This is a genomic window from Bacillus sp. FJAT-42315, assembly GCF_002797375.1.
GTDB lineage: Bacteria > Bacillota > Bacilli > Bacillales > Domibacillaceae > Bacillus_CE.
Window position 1 is genome coordinate 1,801,342 of the sequence record NZ_KZ454941.1, and the last position, 17,088, is coordinate 1,818,429.

Consider the following 17,088-nt stretch of genomic DNA (forward strand, 5'->3'; position numbering starts at 1 on the left):
TAAATTGGAATAAGGGGGTGTAGGATGAACAAACAAGTACAGTCATTTTTACCGCGAGATGATCGTATACTCGATGTCAAGCAAGGGGACGTCACGGGAGATGGGCAAGTAGACACAGTATATTTAATTGGAACGAAACGAGAAGACAGTCCATATGTCCAAAATATTACATTGGTCGTTGAATATGGCGATCAGTCTATAGCGACGATTCGTTTGCAGGAGAGTTCGGGATATCATCCGACCATTTTTTTAGGTGATATGACGGGAGATCAGGTCGATGATGTGCTGATCGTTATTGATTCGGGAGGGAGCGGCGGTATCGTCTATGCGTACATCTATTCATTTATTCAAGGAAAAATGAAACCTATTTTCGATTCGGACGTATTTAATAATAGTAGTCAATATGAAGTCAATTATCGCGATCAATATGTCGTAGAAGTGATTAGTTCTCGTCCGTCCAAACGTTACACGCTCAGTTTAAAATATAGGGGACAGGATTATTTAACTGACATTTATAATTCTGACGGAACATTAAAACAACCGATTCAAGGCTTTATCTCACCACTAGCGGGCATTTATCCAACCGATTTTGATCGAGATGGAACGTATGAATTAGTCATGTTTCAAAATATCGCAGGTCAGTATAATGCCGATCGGCTCGGATATATGAACAATATATGGGGGTGGGATGGACAGAATTTTGTTCCGTTACGTCAAACGGTGGAAATCCTTGGAGAAAATATCTCTTTGTCTTAAATAGATATTTATATTACACTTTAACCATAACCCGAGAGAAGTTCGCTTCTTCAAGGAGCGTGAAGGGCACAGCCCAGCGAGTAGGGAGGGGGTGAATCTCGGTTCGGCACAGCCGAAAAGCGTTTGGTTGAGGATATCCCGAACTTTGTCGAAAGAAAAAAGGATGACATTTTCCATCTCCTCTTGATGGGAACGTAGTGACCTTCAAGCTGAACTCAAAGGCTTGTATCCTCTTCACAGTCAGACGATCCAAGCGGTATGTCATAAGTTTTTGTGTGCCCGAGAAGGAGTTCGCCAAGCAAGAAAAACAAATAAGTCCATCCGGTATCCATACAAAGAGAAGTTAGTGTTTCATCCTAAATGGGTCGACAAATCCTTCGTGTTGGAAGGACGGAAATTAATACTTAGCTTAGGAAGATGGCAAGGGAAACAACAGACACCACTCGTGTTGACGCTTGCCTCGGTTCCAACTGGTGTGCTCAAAGAAGTAGAACTCGTCTATGACGGCCGATGGCATGCCTGTTTGTCATATGAAGACGGCATCGAGCCTGTACCGATTCAAGACGGTCATACAGCCGCGATTGATCCAGGTGAGATTCATACGATTGCCGCTGTCAGTACAAATGAACAAGCACTGGTGATTTCGGGCAGAAAGATGCGCAGCGTTCACCGGTTGCGAAATAAAAAAGTGAGAGAGCTACAAATTCTCATGAGTCGGTGTCAAAAAGGGTCCAGAAAATGGCGCCAATACAACTGGGCGAAGAAGTATATTCTCTCCAAAAGCGAACGGCAGCTAGGGGATCTCCTGCATAAGACGACTCGTGCTTTTGTGAACTGGTGCGTGGAACAAAAGGTCGGTCATGTCGCTCTTGGCGATGTGGAAGGCGTTCAACGACACACAAGCAAGCGAAACAAAAAACGAAAACGAATTCGTTCCAAACAAGTGAATCAAAAACTAAGCAACTGGAGCTTTGGAAAACTCACGAAACAGTTGGCCTATAAATTAGAAGCGGCTGGTGTCTCCTTATCAAAAGAAAACGAAGCCTACACGACGCAAGCATGCCCTGCTTGTGGAAAACGAAACAAAGTCCATTCACGAAACTATCAATGCTCTTGTGGATATGAACGGCATCGGGATATCCACGGTGCAGGGAACATCTTATCCCAGTATGTGCACGGGAAGTTTCGAGAAGTGATGCTGACTGACATCACGTATCTACGTCCTGTACAGGCGTAGTAGATGGGCAGAACCGCCCCAGAGAGAGAATGTTCTCTCTTTGTTGCTTACGGTGGCAGCAAGCCGTCGAGAGACTTCTTGCGTCAAGACCACTGCTTCCATATGGGAGCGTCAGTCCCCGAGAAAGACGAGGGTGTCGTGTACACCTATGGACATCGTCCAGCTTCTGATATCGAGGGGATCGACAAGAAACCTCCACCTCAAAGTGCGAAGTGATAGGTGGGGGAGGTTCATCCATAAAAAAGAAAGGAGCAAAAAAATGAATGTTCGTATTGCAAGTATTAAGAAAGATGCGAGAGACGCTTTAGCCGGAAGTTGGGGAACCGCTGTCGTCCTAATGCTGATCATGTTTCTGATTGGTGGGATCGTACCGACAATTTTTGATATTGTGGCTGTCGGAGGGCTCGAAAATTGGGTGGATCAAACGAATACATCTATGGAAGGGGACCTTTTTAGTTTATTCATTAGTTTTGTTATGATTCCTTTTTCCATTTCAGCAATGTATTGGTTCTTTTTACATTTAGTTCGAGGAGAGCGACAAAGTGTTGGGGATGTATTTTCTATCTATGCCAATATGAGTTTAGCGTTTAAGACAGTTGGTGTTTCCATTTTAATCGGGATTTTTGTCTTTTTATGGTCATTATTGTTAGTTATTCCTGGGATTATTAAAGCTTTTTCTTATTCGCAAACATATTTTATTATGAAAGATCATCCTGAACTATCGATGCTTGAAGCTATTACAGAAAGTAAACGCCGCATGAAAGGCTATAAGTGGAGTTATTTTGTATTATATTTAAGCTTTATTGGCTGGGCATTTTTAGCATTACTCACATTCGGAATCGGTTATTTATGGTTAGCTCCGTACGTGCAAGCGTCAATGGCTGCTTTCTATGATAAGCATATTGCTGATCAACATCAGGAAGTGTAAAGGGATCAAAAGGCTGTCTTTATGAAGGCAGTCTTTTGCTTTTTCTTTGTTTTTTCTGTATAATAAAATGATAACAGAATATTCGGAATTAACGGTGTCGATATCGACTTAATAGGGAATTTGGTGCGAAGCCAAAGCTGTCCCCGCAACTGTAAGTGTGGATGAAATGAGAAGACCACTGTGTAAGCTTGCTTATACGGGAAGGCTCAAAGTAAAACGAAGCACAAGTCAGGAGACCTGCCATGCATTCCGTAAGTTTCATTTCTTCGGGGAGTGAGAAATTGAATCGGCAGCTTTTTTTCCTGTGCTATTTTCTGCCGTTTTCAGCTCTTTCTAGAAGAAAGAGTTTTTTATTTTGGAAAAAAGAGAACGGAGGATGTAGATAATGAAAATAATTGTAAATCAAGAGGAAGTCCAAATGAATATGAAAAGGCTTACATTCCATTCCTTACTCAATCGATTTCGCGAGCCTGATCATCAGCAAGCGACGTTACGAGCGGCACTGAGTGAGGAAGTAACGATGTCTTTAGCTATTGATTGTGATACGATTATCGGCTACACCGTTGTGTTGCCACCTGAAAAAGAAGAAAGATGGAGCAATCTGCCTTTCGTTCGTGCGCTAGGTGTAGTCGAGGTGGCTCCAAGTTTCAGGGGGAAAGGAATAGCGAAACAGCTAGTCCAAACGGTAACGGCTAATCCTGCATTAGAAAGTAAAATCATTATTTCACTAGAATATTATTGGCATTGGGATTTGCAAATAACGAAAGGAGATGCTTACGCATATAAACAATTGCTAAAAAACATGTTGCAGGCGAGTCGCTTTGAGGACATCCAAACGAATGAACCTGACATTGCGGGCTATCCGTACAATTTTATGATGGGGCGTATTGGGAAGGAGATTACGAGCGAAGAGCTTTATCGGTTTATGAAACTAGCTGATCCGGATGCGTTTGTGTGACATAAACAGACATGTTCAATTTTATTTTATCATAATACGTTGTGAATGTTCAGTCTTTATTTCTATTTATTTCCTGGGTAATATTTTCTTTATGTTGCCATGAGGGGGATAGAAGATGATTAACTATACAATTCGGTCATTAGAAGGCTATACAGACAAAATAGGAGATCTCGTTTCGATGTTAGAGCATACAAGAGCTGTAACGCTAAGTGAGGTAGCTCATTTCAGTCAGTGGGAGTTAGATCATGTAAGTGACCAAGAAGCGAATAGTATTGGCGCTCTTTTACTGTATATCGCTTCCATTGAAGCTGTTTATCAAGTAATATCATTTGAAAATAGGGATTTTAATGAGGAGGAGCAATTGAAATGGGGAGCGGCGTTGCAATTAGGAGAGAGCGCAAGCCGGATACTGAAAAAGCAACTTCAAAATAAGGTATAACAATCTTCCAACTATGTATGTATTAACCTATTGTGATATAGTTATAAAAAATGGAGGTAGTCATAGATGAAAATATCAATTACGAGAGCTTTAGCGGAGCTGAAACTATTAGATAAACGGATTCATTCGACGATGAATTCCACTCCATTGATTCAATACCATGTCGGTAATAAACCGGTCAGTGGCTTTGCTTCTGTGAAGGAGTTTGAAGAGAAAGCACGTGCCAGCTATCAATCGACGCTAGCTTTAATTAAACGCCGAAATGCGATTAAGTCAGCGATTGTTTTATCGAATGCGAAAACGAACGTTGAAATTGCCGGTCATACATATACGGTTGCTGAAGCGATTGAACGCAAAACATCGATCCAATATGAGCAGGAGCTTCTGCAAAAGATGAAGCGTGAGTTCTCATCGGTGACAGATGACGTGGAAGAGATTAATGCAGAGGTCAAGGAACAGCTAGACCGCCAATTAGAAGTGCTATACGGCCGGGAAGCGAAATTGAAAGTCGAAGAAAGCAATGAGTTGACGAAAAGCTATCGTGAAAAACACGAAGCAAAAATCGTTGATCCACTCAAGCTACGTGACGAATACGAACAGCTAGAAAAAAAGATTGACGAGTTTTTAACAGAAGTCGATTTCGTTCTATCCACGTCCAATACGTTGACAGAAATTGAAGTACCTGAATAAAGTGAATAAATACTAGTTAGTTAGTCGAAAATCAAGGCAACTGAACAGGTGCTCGCGGCTTTGACCTTACAGCCGCTCCAACTTTTATCATAATCAGATCATTTAGTGAGATACTAAATAAATGGGATAAAAGCTCAAAGCTCAAAGTTCAGCACTCAGAGCTCAAAAATCAAGACTCTTATCATTCAAAGCTCAAGACTTACAAGCTTACAAATTCGATCAAATCCATGAGCCCGGCTTATACGGTGGTTGTTCATCGACCGTCTTGATTGCCGCATGGCTGACTAGCTAACTAGGCTACATACAACAAGCGACTGCCATCATTTTTCGAAGGCAGTCATTTTTTATCAACCAAACTGTCTATTCTCTGTTCTCTACCCACGACTTCACATGCTTCCCTTTGTTTTCAAAGTCAGCAATTAGGTGAGAAAGCTGGCTAATGAATGCGAAGATGTCGGTGGATAGGGCGAATTTTTCTTCTGAAAATTGATAAAGTCGATCAATATGCTCACGGTTATTAGAGTTTTTGTCGTAAAATTGATCTAAATCAGATGTAAAGGTCTGTAATTTAGTGACGGTTGTGTTCGTCGATGCTCGAATGTCTGTAATAAGAGAGAATAACATTTTTTCAGCGGACGCGACTTCATCAAACATTTTTTTTGTATTTTGTGTTAATGACTCGACGACTTCGATATCCTTCGTTTTGGAATGGACATCCGCTGACACTTCGCCCACTTTGCCGACGATTTCCTCCACTTTTTGATCGATTACTTGTAGTGCCTGTTTACTTTGATCGGCAAGCTTTCGAACTTCTTCCGCCACGACCGCAAACCCTTTTCCATGTTCTCCGGCTCTTGCCGCTTCAATCGAAGCATTTAACGCTAATAAATTCGTTTGATCGGCAATTCCTTGAATGACTTCTGCAAAATTGGAAATATCTCTTACATCATTTTGAAAGCTTTGAATCGTATCGCTAATTTGAAAGAAGAGCGTTCGCACATGATTCATTTGCTCGATCAGCTCATCAATTTGCACATAACCACGATCAATTAATGCTAAATTTTGATGGGCCGACTGTTCTATTTGATTCGTATGCGTATGTACTTGATCGGTTAATTGAACAATTTCTTGAATGTTCGTCTGAGACTCATTTAAAATATCATTTTGCTGATGAATACTCTCTTGAATATGAGAAATATATTCTGTTACTTCAGCGTCTCGCTTCGAGTTTTTTTCACTCGTTTTTCTTAACAATTGCGTAAGTTCTTCCATCGCTTCAATGACTCTCTGTTGTTCTTGCTCATCTAATGCTAAAAATTCTTTGAGCTCTGCGCTCACATTCACCGATGGTTTTCGTTTTCCCCACATGATAATTCCTTTCTTTCTATCGTTATTTTTTTCCAAAAGATAGCATGACGAGTGTTTGATTTAACTGCGTTTTATTTAATTGCTCCCCGTAGCTACTGAATCCAGCTAATGAAGGGAGAGCAGCTAACTGTTGATTTAAGGCTGGAATTAATTGCTCCTGTTCAAATTGCAACTTACGCAAAATACAGTTAATTGCCAGCACCCCTTCAATGGTATGAAATGACGCAGTTAACTGAGCGATGCTCTCCTGCAACGTGGAAACCGGATTTTTTGGCTCTAATATCTCCACTTTTTGATGCTGGAAAATTTGACAATAAAATTGAATTGCCCCATCTTTTAGCACTTGAAAGGGGGAAGCAATATACACTTGTCCATTCACTGTTCGACCAAGAGGATTCTTCATAAAGTAGGAAGGGAGCTGTTGCTCGCTAATTCCGAGAAGCCGCGCATATTCGGAAGCGGCTCGCTTGTTGTTCATTTCATAGACGATGCGCTCTTCGGTATGGACACGCGTCATCTCCATTGTCTTACCTGTTGGTCGGAAAATATTTTCTTTGTGGATCACGAAGTCCAATGACGTTTTTATAAAAACAAAGGCGCCTCCTTTAGAGGACACTATTCCATTTACAGAGACAAATGTTTCGGTAAACTTAGCATCATCTCCCGCCGTCCCGCCGAAAATTGGAAAGCCTTCATGCTCAAATAGGGAGTTGACGATTGAAAGCATCTTTTCTTCCCCAGCGACTAAACCATTCGGAAATATTAAACCTAGTCCTTCCTTCTCAGGATGAGCAGAATACAAGGAAATGCCTATATTTTTAGCGGCCTCGATTAAATGCTTTCTTGAGTAAATCGGGAAGCGTTCAATATCTTCAACGAGTACGCCTTTTGCTTGGAATTGCTGATTAAACGACATCGCGACGACACCGCCTGATTGGAAACCAGCGGATGAAATCTCGCCGACGGTCGTAACCCCAATCACTTCACTTTTCGGAAACATCTCATGTAGCTGATGGGATAATGAGGCGAAGTCATAAGCAGTACTTGCGAAAAATAACACAAGTGTTGGTTGGTCATGAAGCTCATTTTTAAATTGTGAGGCGACAGAATCTAGGTTAGATGTATGACAATAGCTTGATAGAATAGCTTTAACCATTACTTTCGACTCCTTTTTCAGAAATAATTACTCATATATTATACTAATAGTACCATTTAATCCTTTGTTTATTAACGAAAAATTGTTAAAAAATGATCGATATTTTACTAGTTAATGTTAAATAAATGTAAAGATAATAGGGTTAAGTTGGTATTCTAGTCGGAAATTCATTATAATATTATAGGTATAAAAACCTATTGTGAAGTGTTGTTTTTGGAGTGGAAAAGGGAGGCGATTCGGTTGATTTTATATAGACGAACATTAGCGATTGATAATAATTACTTTTGCGAATCACCTTAAAATTGTAGAGAGGTTTTATAAACATGCTGAAAAAATCTTTAAAAACGAAACTAGTTACGATTCTCTTGTTAATATCCGCTATTCCATTATTGATCAGTTCGACGTTACTTTATCGACAAGCGACCGAAGGATTAGATGGAATGATTGATGAGAATATCCAACATGCGAAAACTGTATCTGATTATTATTTTGAACAAAAAGCAAATGAAGCATTGCTCATCGCGAAACGTTATGCAAACGATGAGGAAGTCATTTCTATTTTTAAACAAAAAAATAGAGAGAAATTAAATCAAAAAATGGTCCCGATATACAATATGCTAGAGGAAGAAAAGGGTCTTTCCATTTTTGAATTCGGTGATGAAAAAGGTCAAGTCGTTACGCGCGCTCATAATTTGACAAAATTCAGTGATGATAAGAGTGATAGTAAAGACATTGCAGCTGCTCTATCAGGAGAAGAAGTGAAAGGGTTTTCTTTTGGTCAATCGGGATTAGCTGTGCGAGCATTTGTGCCAGTCAAAGATGGAAATAAGGTCATAGGTACGTTTCAAGTGGGCTTTGGTTTTACAGATAACATGCTAAATGATATTCGCCATTCGATTGCAGGAAATATCTCACTCTATGAGAACGATAAACTAGCATTAACTACAGAAAAAGAACATCTTAACGAAATGGGCCAACCGATTCGAGATGTTTCGATTTCAGACAAAGTGTTAGCTGGTCAAGAAGTGAAAGTGATCGAAGGGGAGCAAATCCATTTTTATCATCCTCTCTACAACCCTTTAGGAGATAAAGTACAAGGGATGATCCAAATTTCACAAGATTTAACGCCGATTATGAAGATGGAGAAAAACCTGTTTGTCAAAACGATCATCATTATACTTGGAACGATTGTCATCGCTATTGTCGTTTCGTTTTATTTGGCTAACAGTATTACTAGACCGATTTCTAACGTTGTGAAAAGGCTTCAAGCGGTGGCACAAGGCGATTTGAGTGCGGAAAAAATGGTGACTTCATCACAGGATGAAGTCGGAGAACTAGTTCACGCAATTAATCAAACGAGCGATCATCTTCGGTATACGATTCAGAACGTTTCTCATGCAGCGGGAGAAGTATCAAGTCGGAGTGAAGAGTTAACGCAATCCTCCAATGAAGTAAAAGAAGGAAGTATGCAAGTAGCTGTGACCATGGAGGAGTTAGCTCGGGGGGCAGACACCCAGGCGAATATAGCGCATGATCTCGATCAAGTCATGGAAGATTTTATTATTAAGATGGAGCAAGCGAATGAAGCAGGAGAACAAGTTGCCCATGCATCTAATGAAGTGTTAGAAATGACAAGTAAGGGACGTCATTTCATGGAGAGTTCGATTCAACAAATGAGTTCTATCCATTCGCTTGTGAAGGAATCCGTTGAAAAAGTACAGGGATTTGACAAACAGTCGCAAGAAGTATCAAAGCTTGTCGATGTCATTCAAAGCATTGCTCAACAAACCAATTTACTAGCCTTGAATGCCGAGATCGAAGCAGCAAGGGCTGGCGAACATGGAAAAGGCTTTGCTGTCGTGGCTGATGAGGTGAGAAAGCTTGCTGAACAAGTCTCTGAATCTGTCACAGATATTACTACGATCGTTGGTAATATTCAAAATGAGGCAAAGGGAATGGTACATTCATTAGAAACAGGATACAGACAAGTTGAAGAAGGCTCAAGTCAAATCAAAGTGACGGGAGAAACGTTTAAACAAATCAATGAGGCTGTCACGACAACTGTAGAAAAAATAGGAAGAGTTTCACGAAGATTAGCGAGTATGTCAGAAAACTCAAAGGGAATGAATGCTTCGATTGAAACGATTGTGTCTGTATCAGAGCAAGCAGCAGCAGGGGCTGAACAAACCTCTGCCTCTGTCCAACAAACCGCGACATCTGTAGAAGAAATTGCAGAAAGCGCTCACTCTTTATCACTGCTTGCGGAACAGTTATATCATCAAGTAAGTAAATTTAAGCTATAAAATCGATAGGCTAATGTATGGGTTATGCTCGTATATTAGCCTATTTTTTTGTGGATTTAAAAAATAGCAGGTATTCTCATTAATATTCAGAATATTATAAATAAAAGGAGGATTGAATCATTTTGTCGCAATCGAATATAAGAAAAGTGATGTGGGGCTCGATCTTGTTAGGTCTATTGTCGGTTGTATTGATGAACACTGACATTCCGACGATGCTAAGCTCTCAAATGAGTGTGAACCCCGTCCGGGTACTAAAGGTCATCGTTTTATTTTCTTTGTTGTTCGGTTTAGTGAGCTTTTTCAAATTAGAAGAAATGGAAAGAGAAAAATCACCTCAATAATTTTTCGCCAAGAGAGTGGCTTTTGACGGTCTGACAGCAATTTTAGTCAGACCTTGTATTTTTTTGCGGAAAATTTTCAAGTGGGGTGTCTTTCTTTATGATTTTTTTCTATATAAATGGTGAATAGGTAGAGCCGGTCAGTTGATCAACAAATTGCCGAAATAATTGTACAAGAAATGGGGCATAATAAATTTTTATAGAAATGCAGTAGAAGGTTAAAGAAAGCGCAGGAAAGTCGAAGAAGTACCATGCAAGGTCGAAGAAAGCGTAAGAAAGTGGAAGAAGTGCCGTACAAGGTCAAAGAAAGCGCCCAACACAATAAAGATTGGAGGATATAAACCGATGGATGCCTACGAAGTGCTACATCAGATGAGAGCTTACTATATCAAGACAGGAAAAGTGATGCAAGGCCAAGTGTTTATGCGTGAAATTGCGTTAAAGTTTAAAGAAGAAGATGCGGTAGCGGGCTTGCTGCTGTTTAACGATTACTTAGATCAGGAGAGGAAAGCGATTTGAAAAGAAAGACGATAGTGTATTTGTTTGTTGTTAGTATGGGATTCTATTCATTTTTGACTACGCAATTTTTTACAAATGATCCACCTGTTCATGAGCGTGTAGCTCATGCGGATAAAGAACTGAGAAAGGATCAAACGTTCCAGGTAGAGTCGTTTCACAGATTACCTGATAAGGAAATCACGCTTTTAAATGCTTACGAACTTGGTTTTGAAAAAGCAAAAGAATATGATGAAAATCCAGAGCTACTCTTTTTAAACAGTGTCGATGATCGAAGGGTTGATGGAACCAATGGAAAAAGGAGAGATTGGCGAGGGGTGTATGCATTACCGAATCGAGATCGCCATCTCGTTGTTGTTATCGAAAAGGGAAAACTAAAAAATTACACTATAGCAGCTAGTTCAGATGAATATCGGATTAAAAATTCAGACATTCAAATAGACAGCAATCAAATAGTGAAACAAGCTATTACACAATTTGAACTACAACCTGGGCCAAAAGACGACCCTTTTTCAACAGGATATCATTTTCGGATTGTCAGAGATGCGAAAAATATTTTTATCTCTGTTAGCGGAGAACGTAACGGAAAAAGAGTAGATGTGTACTACCAGGCAAAAACGGGTGAGTACCTTGGTCGGGTGGAAAGTTGAAGAAAACCGACGATTCCTAAGTGAAGGAATCATCGGTTTTTTTATATCTTTTTGTTGCCATTTAGATATAAGTATACTATTATATAAGCAAATGATTATATATTGATGTAAATCGGAGTATAGGGGGTGTTTATATGCAAGAGTCAATGGTTGAAATAGGGAAAGCGGCAGCGATCTTAAAGTTATTGGGTGATAAAACAAGGCTAACAATGGTCAAAATGTTGGACACGAATGATTATTGTGTTTGTGAATTTGTGGCGATTTTTAACATGAGCCAGCCTGCTATTAGTCAACATCTTCGCAAGTTGAGAGATGTGGAATTAGTACAGGAAACAAGAAGAGGGCAATGGATGATTTATTCATTAAATAAAGAGAATACTTATTATCCTTTCGTCCACAGTTTACTTTCGCATCTTCCAAGCCAAGATTTTCAATTGAAACAACTAGAAGAACAGGGGCTTCGCATCTCTTGTGACTAATGGAGGTTAGTATCGTGACAACAGCAATATTGGCATCTGTCATTTTTTTAGTAACACTGGTTTTCGTTATCTGGCAACCTAAGGGCTTGAATATCGGCTGGTCCGCCTGTGGGGGAGCGGTGCTTGCTCTTGTAGTAGGAGTGGTTGGCTTTGATGATGTGCTCGAAGTGATCGACATTACATGGAATGCGACATTATCATTTATTGCCATTATCTTGATCTCTTTAATATTAGATGAGATTGGATTGTTTGAATGGGCGGCTTTGCATATGGCACGAGCAGCGAAAGGAAACGGCATCAAAATGTTCGTGTATGTGAGCATGTTAGGTGCGATCGTCGCCGCGCTATTTGCCAATGATGGGGCAGCTTTAATATTGACGCCGATCGTATTAGCGATGGTTCGTCACTTAGAATTCAAAGAAAAGATGATCTTTCCATTTATTATGGCAAGTGGGTTTATTGCGGATACCACTTCTTTACCCTTTGTCGTCAGTAACTTGGTGAATATTGTCTCTGCCGATTTCTTTAACATTGGCTTCGTCGAATATGCTTCACGAATGATTATTCCTAATCTGTTTTCATTGGTCGCAACGATCACAGTATTATTGATTTATTTTAGAAAAAGCATTCCACAAACGTATGATTTATCTAAATTAAAGCAACCTGTAGAAGCGATTAAGGATCAAAAAATGTTTCGTCTTTCATGGTATGTTCTTGGGATTTTATTGATCGGCTACTTTGCCAGCGAGTTCATTCAAGTTCCCGTGTCCATTGTCGCTGGCTTAATCGCTATTTTCTTTTTATTAATGGCAAGAAGAAGTCATGTGGTGAATACGAAAGCCGTGCTGAAAGGAGCACCGTGGAGTATTGTCTTTTTCTCCATCGGCATGTACGTAGTCGTTTATGGTTTAGGAAATGCTTGGTTAACACATTCATTAGCTAGTGTTATCCAATCTGTTGCTGAACAAGGGTTATTTGCGACCACAATAGGAATGGGCTTTATTGCCGCTTTCTTATCGTCTGTGATGAATAATATGCCAACTGTTATGATCGATGCCTTGGCGATTGCTGAAACAAATACGTCGGGTGCGATTCGTGAGGCGCTGATTTATGCCAATGTGATTGGATCAGACTTAGGGCCAAAAATTACCCCGATTGGCTCATTAGCGACGTTAGTATGGCTTCATGTTTTATCCCAAAAAGGGGTCAAGATTTCATGGGGAACGTATTTTAAAACGGGGATTATTTTAACGATTCCGATTTTATTTATCACGTTATTAGGTCTATATGTAGCATTATTACTTTACTAAAAGGAGAACTAGATCATGTCTAAAAAATCAATTTACTTTTTATGTACAGGAAACTCTTGTAGAAGCCAAATGGCAGAAGGATGGGCGAAGAAATATTTAGGCGAGGAATGGAACGTGTATAGTGCTGGTATTGAGGCGCATGGATTGAACCCTAATGCGGTAAAAGCAATGAAGGAAGCAGGTATAGATATTTCCAATCAAACGTCTGACATCATTGATCCGGACATTTTAAACAAGGCCGATTTAGTTGTGACATTATGCGGAGATGCCGCTGATAAATGTCCGCTCACGCCACCTCATGTGAAACGTGAGCATTGGGGATTTGATGATCCAGCCAAAGCGGAAGGAACAGACGAAGAAAAATGGACGTTCTTCCAACGCGTCCGTGATGAAATTGCTGAAAGAATCCAACATTTTTCGGAAACCGGACAGTAAGCCTATAACTAGGAGGTTATCAGATGAATAAAGTTGAAATTTTTGATCCGGCTATGTGTTGTTCCACTGGGGTGTGCGGGCCTAGTGTAGATCCCGAATTAACGAGAGTAGCATCCGCTGTTTATTCACTAGAGCAAAAAGGTTTTTCTATTAAACGTTACCAACTAACTAATGATCCTGACAAGTTTGCTGAAAACGATGAAATCAATCGTGTATTGATGGAAAAAGGTCCCGATGCGTTACCTGTTGTTTTAGCAAATGACCAAATGGTAAAAATAGGAACATATCCAACGAACGAGGAGTTTGCTCAATGGTTTGGCGTACAGGTAGAAGAATTAAATAAAAAGCCAACATCTCGAGTTTCGATCAATTTAGAACAATTATCATAATGGGGGAAGAAGGAAGACGTATGTATCCTACATTCAGTCCAAATCATGTTCATACTAAATTTTTATTTTTAACAGGAAAAGGTGGGGTAGGGAAAACATCAACGGCCTGCGCCACAGCCGTCGCCTTAGCTGACAGTGGAAAAAAGGTGTTGCTTATTAGTACCGATCCCGCTTCTAATTTACAAGATGTATTTGGCATCGAATTAACAAGTACACCTAAAGCGGTTCCGTCGATTGAACATTTATTTGTAAGCAATATTGATCCTGACGCCGCAGCGAAAGCTTATCGTGAAAGTGTTGTTGGTCCGTATCGAGATAAATTTCCAGAAGCAGTAGTGGCGACAATGGAAGAGCAGCTATCCGGGGCTTGTACAGTGGAGATTGCTGCATTTGATGAATTTACAGCCTTTCTCACCAATAGTGAAATGGTCCATCGCTATGATCATATTATTTTTGACACCGCTCCAACAGGTCATACGCTACGTCTGTTACAGCTTCCGACTGCTTGGACAGGATTTTTAGAGGAAAGTACCCATGGGGCATCTTGTTTAGGTCCTTTATCTGGATTAGGAAAGAAAAAGGAGTTCTATTCAAAGGCAATGTCTGTCCTTTCTGACTCGACTAAGACGACGCTAATATTAGTCACAAGGCCAGAGATGTCAGCCCTTGTGGAAGCTGGTCGTGCTTCAAATGAGCTTCAAGAGATTGGCATCAACAACCAAATGCTTATCGTTAACGGACTTTTTCAAAAGTACAATGAAGAAGATAAGGTCTCTTTAGCTTTTTATCATCGACAAAGAAAGGCATTAAAGCGGTTACCAGAACATTTACAAGAGATCACTACGTACTCGCTACCGTATGTGCCTTATTCTTTAACAGGGGTGGAAAACCTCCGAAAGCTGTTTAAACTGTACGAACAGACAACAGTAACGGATATAGAAGCGAAAAAGCTATCAAATGATCTGTCAGGATTAAAAGACGTTATTGATGATTTTTCAGTTAACAATACGAAGTTAATCTTTACAATGGGAAAAGGCGGAGTAGGAAAAACAACCGTCGCAGCTGCTATTGCGGTAGGGTTAGCTGAAAAGGGCCATCGTGTACATTTAACAACGACAGACCCTGCCGCTCACCTAGACTATCAATTTCAAAGCGATCATCTGAATCCAAACTTAACGATTGGAAGTATTAACCCAAAAGTTGAAGTCGAGAAGTATAAAGCGGCAGTGATAGCTAAGTCAAGTAAGGACTTAGATGAAGCGGGTCTTGCTTACTTAAAGGAAGATTTAGAGTCGCCATGTACAGAGGAAATTGCTGTTTTTCATGCTTTTGCTGAAGTAGTAGCCAAAGCAGAAAACGAAATTGTCGTCATAGATACGGCACCAACAGGACATACCTTATTATTGCTAGATGCTTCGGAGTCTTATAGTAAAGAAGTGGCTAGATCAACAGGAGATGTACCAGAAAGTGCAAAAAAATTACTGCCACAAATTCGCCATTCAAAAGAAACAGCCGTGGTGATTGTCACGCTTGCAGAAGCAACACCTGTTTTAGAAGCGTCACGATTACAGGATGATTTAAGAAGAGCTAGCATTCATCCGCAGTGGTGGGTGATTAATCAAAGTTTATCCGTCACAAACACGAACGATCCATTTCTAAAGAGCAAAGCAATGGCGGAAACGGAATGGATTCAAGAAGTCAATGATCATAAAGCAGAGAAATGTGCCCTTATTCCTTGGCTACAAGAAGAAAAGATTGGATACGACGAGCTGAAAGATTACATTCAGTAAATGAATTGAAGGAGGAGTTAGAAATGAAAATCACAGATGAAGCGAAACAATTGCTACAAAATTTTTTACAGGAAAAAGGGGCAGAGGGCATTCGCTTAACTTCCGTAGCTGGCTGCTGCGGCCCACAATTTGCATTAACTTTAGATGCACCACTTGAGTCTGATACGGTTAAAATGATTAATGGGATTCAAGTCGCATTCGATTCGAAAATGACAGGAACGGATGAATTAACGTTAGATAAAGAAGAAAATGAAAATGGTACAGGGTTGGTTTTATTAGGTGCTAGCAACTGCTGTTAAAAATAGTTGAACCTACATAAAAGCCGATGATTCCTAAGAGTGGAATCATCGGCTTTTTTCATATTGTAACTTATTCTGCTGGTGGCACAAATGTACGAGTCGCTAACTCATTGTCTAGCATAAATAGGGCGTTGGAGTTGTTTTCAATGCGCTTAATTTTGTTAATGAGCGTATCAAATGTAGATTCTTCTTCCACTTGCTCATCAATGAACCATTTCAAAAAAGCCATTGTCGCATGCTCGCGCTCATCCATCGCCAAGTCTGACAGGTGGTAGAAACGTTTTGTTACTTCTCTCTCATGCTCATAGCCAATTTGGAAAGCTTCAAGGATAGAAGAAAACTCGTTATTCGGGTTTTCAAAGCCAGACACGATCGCTCTTTCTCCACGATCATTAATATAGTGGTACAACTTCATTGCATGAAAACGCTCTTCTTCCGCTTGCACAAGGAAAAAGTTAGCAAAGCCATCGTAGCTTTCTGACGTACAATAAGCAGCCATCGCCATGTACGTATGAGCTGAATAAAACTCAAAATTCATTTGATCGATTAGTGCATCTCGCAAAGTCTTAGATAACATAGGTAAAAACTCCTTTGTATGTAATGTGATAAAGTTCTCATAGTTTATTGAGAATCAATATCAATTATATTGTAATGAAAAAATTTGGTTGTGTCTAGTTATCAATCATAATCAATTTTTTCGAGGGTTACAATAGTTCAAAATGAAAAATTAGCTTTAGAAGAAATCAATTCAACAAAAAGAAAATTTTAACTTTCGATTGACTAGAATTACCATATCCGTTATAGTAATTAACAATATACAACAGGCGTTGAAAAGGACATGAGCATTTTTTACGGTTCACAGAGAGGGAAGCAAAGGTGGAAGCTTCCTAACACGAAAAAATGACTTACCCCCTTGGAGCTGTATTGGTGAACGAATAGTAATCAATACCGTAGCGGCTACGATACAGCCAAAGGAGCCATCATGGCAAGGAACATGATGGGAATCTGGGTGGAACCACGGGTCTAACACACGCTCGTCCCTTTTTA

General features: G+C 40.0%; 19 protein-coding genes, 1 pseudogene, 1 riboswitch and 1 other annotated feature. Of the genes and pseudogenes, 17 read left to right on the forward strand and 3 right to left on the reverse strand.

The window, feature by feature from the left end; translation table 11 throughout:
• The first annotated feature begins 24 nt into the window (after positions 1 to 24).
• The 7 genes and pseudogenes from CEF22_RS08800 to CEF22_RS08830 all read left to right on the forward strand — a co-directional run bounded on the left by CEF22_RS08800 (position 25) and on the right by CEF22_RS08830 (position 5,008).
• Complete coding sequence (locus CEF22_RS08800; RefSeq protein WP_100402557.1) at positions 25 to 756, forward strand: hypothetical protein; 732 nt, start codon at positions 25 to 27, stop codon at positions 754 to 756.
• Between the two features lie 220 nt (positions 757 to 976).
• Positions 977 to 1,993: pseudogene (locus CEF22_RS08805) on the forward strand (RNA-guided endonuclease InsQ/TnpB family protein); the annotation flags it as partial.
• A gap of 3 nt (positions 1,994 to 1,996) precedes the next feature.
• A complete protein-coding gene (locus tag CEF22_RS08810; RefSeq protein ID WP_100402559.1) occupies positions 1,997 to 2,209 on the forward strand; it encodes a hypothetical protein in 213 nt (70 codons plus the stop codon).
• 43 nt (positions 2,210 to 2,252) lie between these two features.
• Positions 2,253 to 2,921 (forward strand): DUF975 family protein, encoded by a 669-nt coding sequence (locus tag CEF22_RS08815; RefSeq protein WP_100402560.1) that lies wholly within the window; start codon positions 2,253 to 2,255, stop codon positions 2,919 to 2,921.
• Between the two features lie 75 nt (positions 2,922 to 2,996).
• A riboswitch (cobalamin riboswitch) is annotated at positions 2,997 to 3,180 on the forward strand.
• Between the two features lie 126 nt (positions 3,181 to 3,306).
• Positions 3,307 to 3,879, forward strand: a complete 573-nt coding sequence (locus CEF22_RS08820; RefSeq protein ID WP_100402561.1) for a GNAT family N-acetyltransferase — start codon at positions 3,307 to 3,309, stop codon at positions 3,877 to 3,879.
• 115 nt (positions 3,880 to 3,994) lie between these two features.
• Positions 3,995 to 4,318, forward strand: a complete 324-nt coding sequence (locus CEF22_RS08825) for a hypothetical protein (protein ID WP_100402562.1) — start codon at positions 3,995 to 3,997, stop codon at positions 4,316 to 4,318.
• 66 nt (positions 4,319 to 4,384) lie between these two features.
• The gene (locus CEF22_RS08830) at positions 4,385 to 5,008 is read left to right on the forward strand and encodes a hypothetical protein (RefSeq protein ID WP_100402563.1); all 624 of its coding nucleotides are present in this window, start codon (positions 4,385 to 4,387) and stop codon (positions 5,006 to 5,008) included.
• A gap of 360 nt (positions 5,009 to 5,368) precedes the next feature.
• Here CEF22_RS08830 and CEF22_RS08835 read toward each other — a convergent pair whose 3' ends face one another.
• Both CEF22_RS08835 and CEF22_RS08840 read right to left on the reverse strand, forming a co-directional pair.
• Positions 5,369 to 6,376, reverse strand: coding sequence for a methyl-accepting chemotaxis protein (locus CEF22_RS08835; RefSeq protein WP_100402564.1), 1,008 nt, complete (start codon positions 6,374 to 6,376; stop codon positions 5,369 to 5,371).
• A 22-nt stretch (positions 6,377 to 6,398) separates the two neighbouring features.
• Positions 6,399 to 7,532, reverse strand: a complete 1,134-nt coding sequence (locus CEF22_RS08840) for an FIST signal transduction protein (RefSeq protein ID WP_100402565.1) — start codon at positions 7,530 to 7,532, stop codon at positions 6,399 to 6,401.
• A 323-nt stretch (positions 7,533 to 7,855) separates the two neighbouring features.
• Here CEF22_RS08840 and CEF22_RS08845 point away from each other — a divergent pair, with 323 nt between their 5' ends.
• The 10 genes from CEF22_RS08845 to CEF22_RS08885 all read left to right on the forward strand — a co-directional run bounded on the left by CEF22_RS08845 (position 7,856) and on the right by CEF22_RS08885 (position 16,041).
• Positions 7,856 to 9,835 (forward strand): methyl-accepting chemotaxis protein, encoded by a 1,980-nt coding sequence (locus CEF22_RS08845; RefSeq protein WP_100402566.1) that lies wholly within the window; start codon positions 7,856 to 7,858, stop codon positions 9,833 to 9,835.
• A 122-nt stretch (positions 9,836 to 9,957) separates the two neighbouring features.
• Positions 9,958 to 10,176 (forward strand): hypothetical protein, encoded by a 219-nt coding sequence (locus CEF22_RS08850; RefSeq protein ID WP_100402567.1) that lies wholly within the window; start codon positions 9,958 to 9,960, stop codon positions 10,174 to 10,176.
• Positions 10,177 to 10,518: 342 nt separating this feature from the next.
• Entirely contained in the window at positions 10,519 to 10,692 is a 174-nt protein-coding gene (locus CEF22_RS18500) for a hypothetical protein (RefSeq protein ID WP_157843201.1), read from the forward strand.
• Positions 10,689 to 11,339, forward strand: a complete 651-nt coding sequence (locus CEF22_RS08855) for a hypothetical protein (protein WP_100402568.1) — start codon at positions 10,689 to 10,691, stop codon at positions 11,337 to 11,339. The genes CEF22_RS18500 and CEF22_RS08855 overlap by 4 nt, the downstream gene beginning before the upstream one ends.
• 134 nt (positions 11,340 to 11,473) lie before the next feature.
• Positions 11,474 to 11,818: an ArsR/SmtB family transcription factor gene (locus CEF22_RS08860; protein ID WP_100402569.1), complete on the forward strand. Its 345-nt coding sequence runs from the start codon at positions 11,474 to 11,476 to the stop codon at positions 11,816 to 11,818.
• Between the two features lie 14 nt (positions 11,819 to 11,832).
• Positions 11,833 to 13,128 carry an arsenic transporter gene (locus CEF22_RS08865; protein WP_100402570.1) on the forward strand — a complete coding sequence of 432 codons (1,296 nt, stop codon included), beginning with the start codon at positions 11,833 to 11,835 and terminating at the stop codon, positions 13,126 to 13,128.
• Positions 13,129 to 13,143: 15 nt separating this feature from the next.
• A complete protein-coding gene (gene arsC, locus CEF22_RS08870) occupies positions 13,144 to 13,563 on the forward strand; it encodes an arsenate reductase (thioredoxin) (RefSeq protein ID WP_100402571.1) in 420 nt (139 codons plus the stop codon).
• A gap of 23 nt (positions 13,564 to 13,586) precedes the next feature.
• Positions 13,587 to 13,952: an arsenite efflux transporter metallochaperone ArsD gene (arsD, locus tag CEF22_RS08875; protein ID WP_100402572.1), complete on the forward strand. Its 366-nt coding sequence runs from the start codon at positions 13,587 to 13,589 to the stop codon at positions 13,950 to 13,952.
• Between the two features lie 20 nt (positions 13,953 to 13,972).
• Entirely contained in the window at positions 13,973 to 15,742 is a 1,770-nt protein-coding gene (gene arsA, locus CEF22_RS08880; RefSeq protein ID WP_100402573.1) for an arsenical pump-driving ATPase, read from the forward strand.
• A gap of 23 nt (positions 15,743 to 15,765) precedes the next feature.
• Positions 15,766 to 16,041 carry an adhesin gene (locus tag CEF22_RS08885; RefSeq protein ID WP_100402574.1) on the forward strand — a complete coding sequence of 92 codons (276 nt, stop codon included), beginning with the start codon at positions 15,766 to 15,768 and terminating at the stop codon, positions 16,039 to 16,041.
• Positions 16,042 to 16,111: 70 nt separating this feature from the next.
• Here the strand turns inward: CEF22_RS08885 and CEF22_RS08890 are convergent, their stop codons facing one another.
• Positions 16,112 to 16,618, reverse strand: a complete 507-nt coding sequence (locus CEF22_RS08890; protein ID WP_100402575.1) for a ferritin — start codon at positions 16,616 to 16,618, stop codon at positions 16,112 to 16,114.
• 241 nt (positions 16,619 to 16,859) lie between these two features.
• Positions 16,860 to 17,086, forward strand: a binding site (T-box leader).
• Positions 17,087 to 17,088 lie beyond the last annotated feature (2 nt).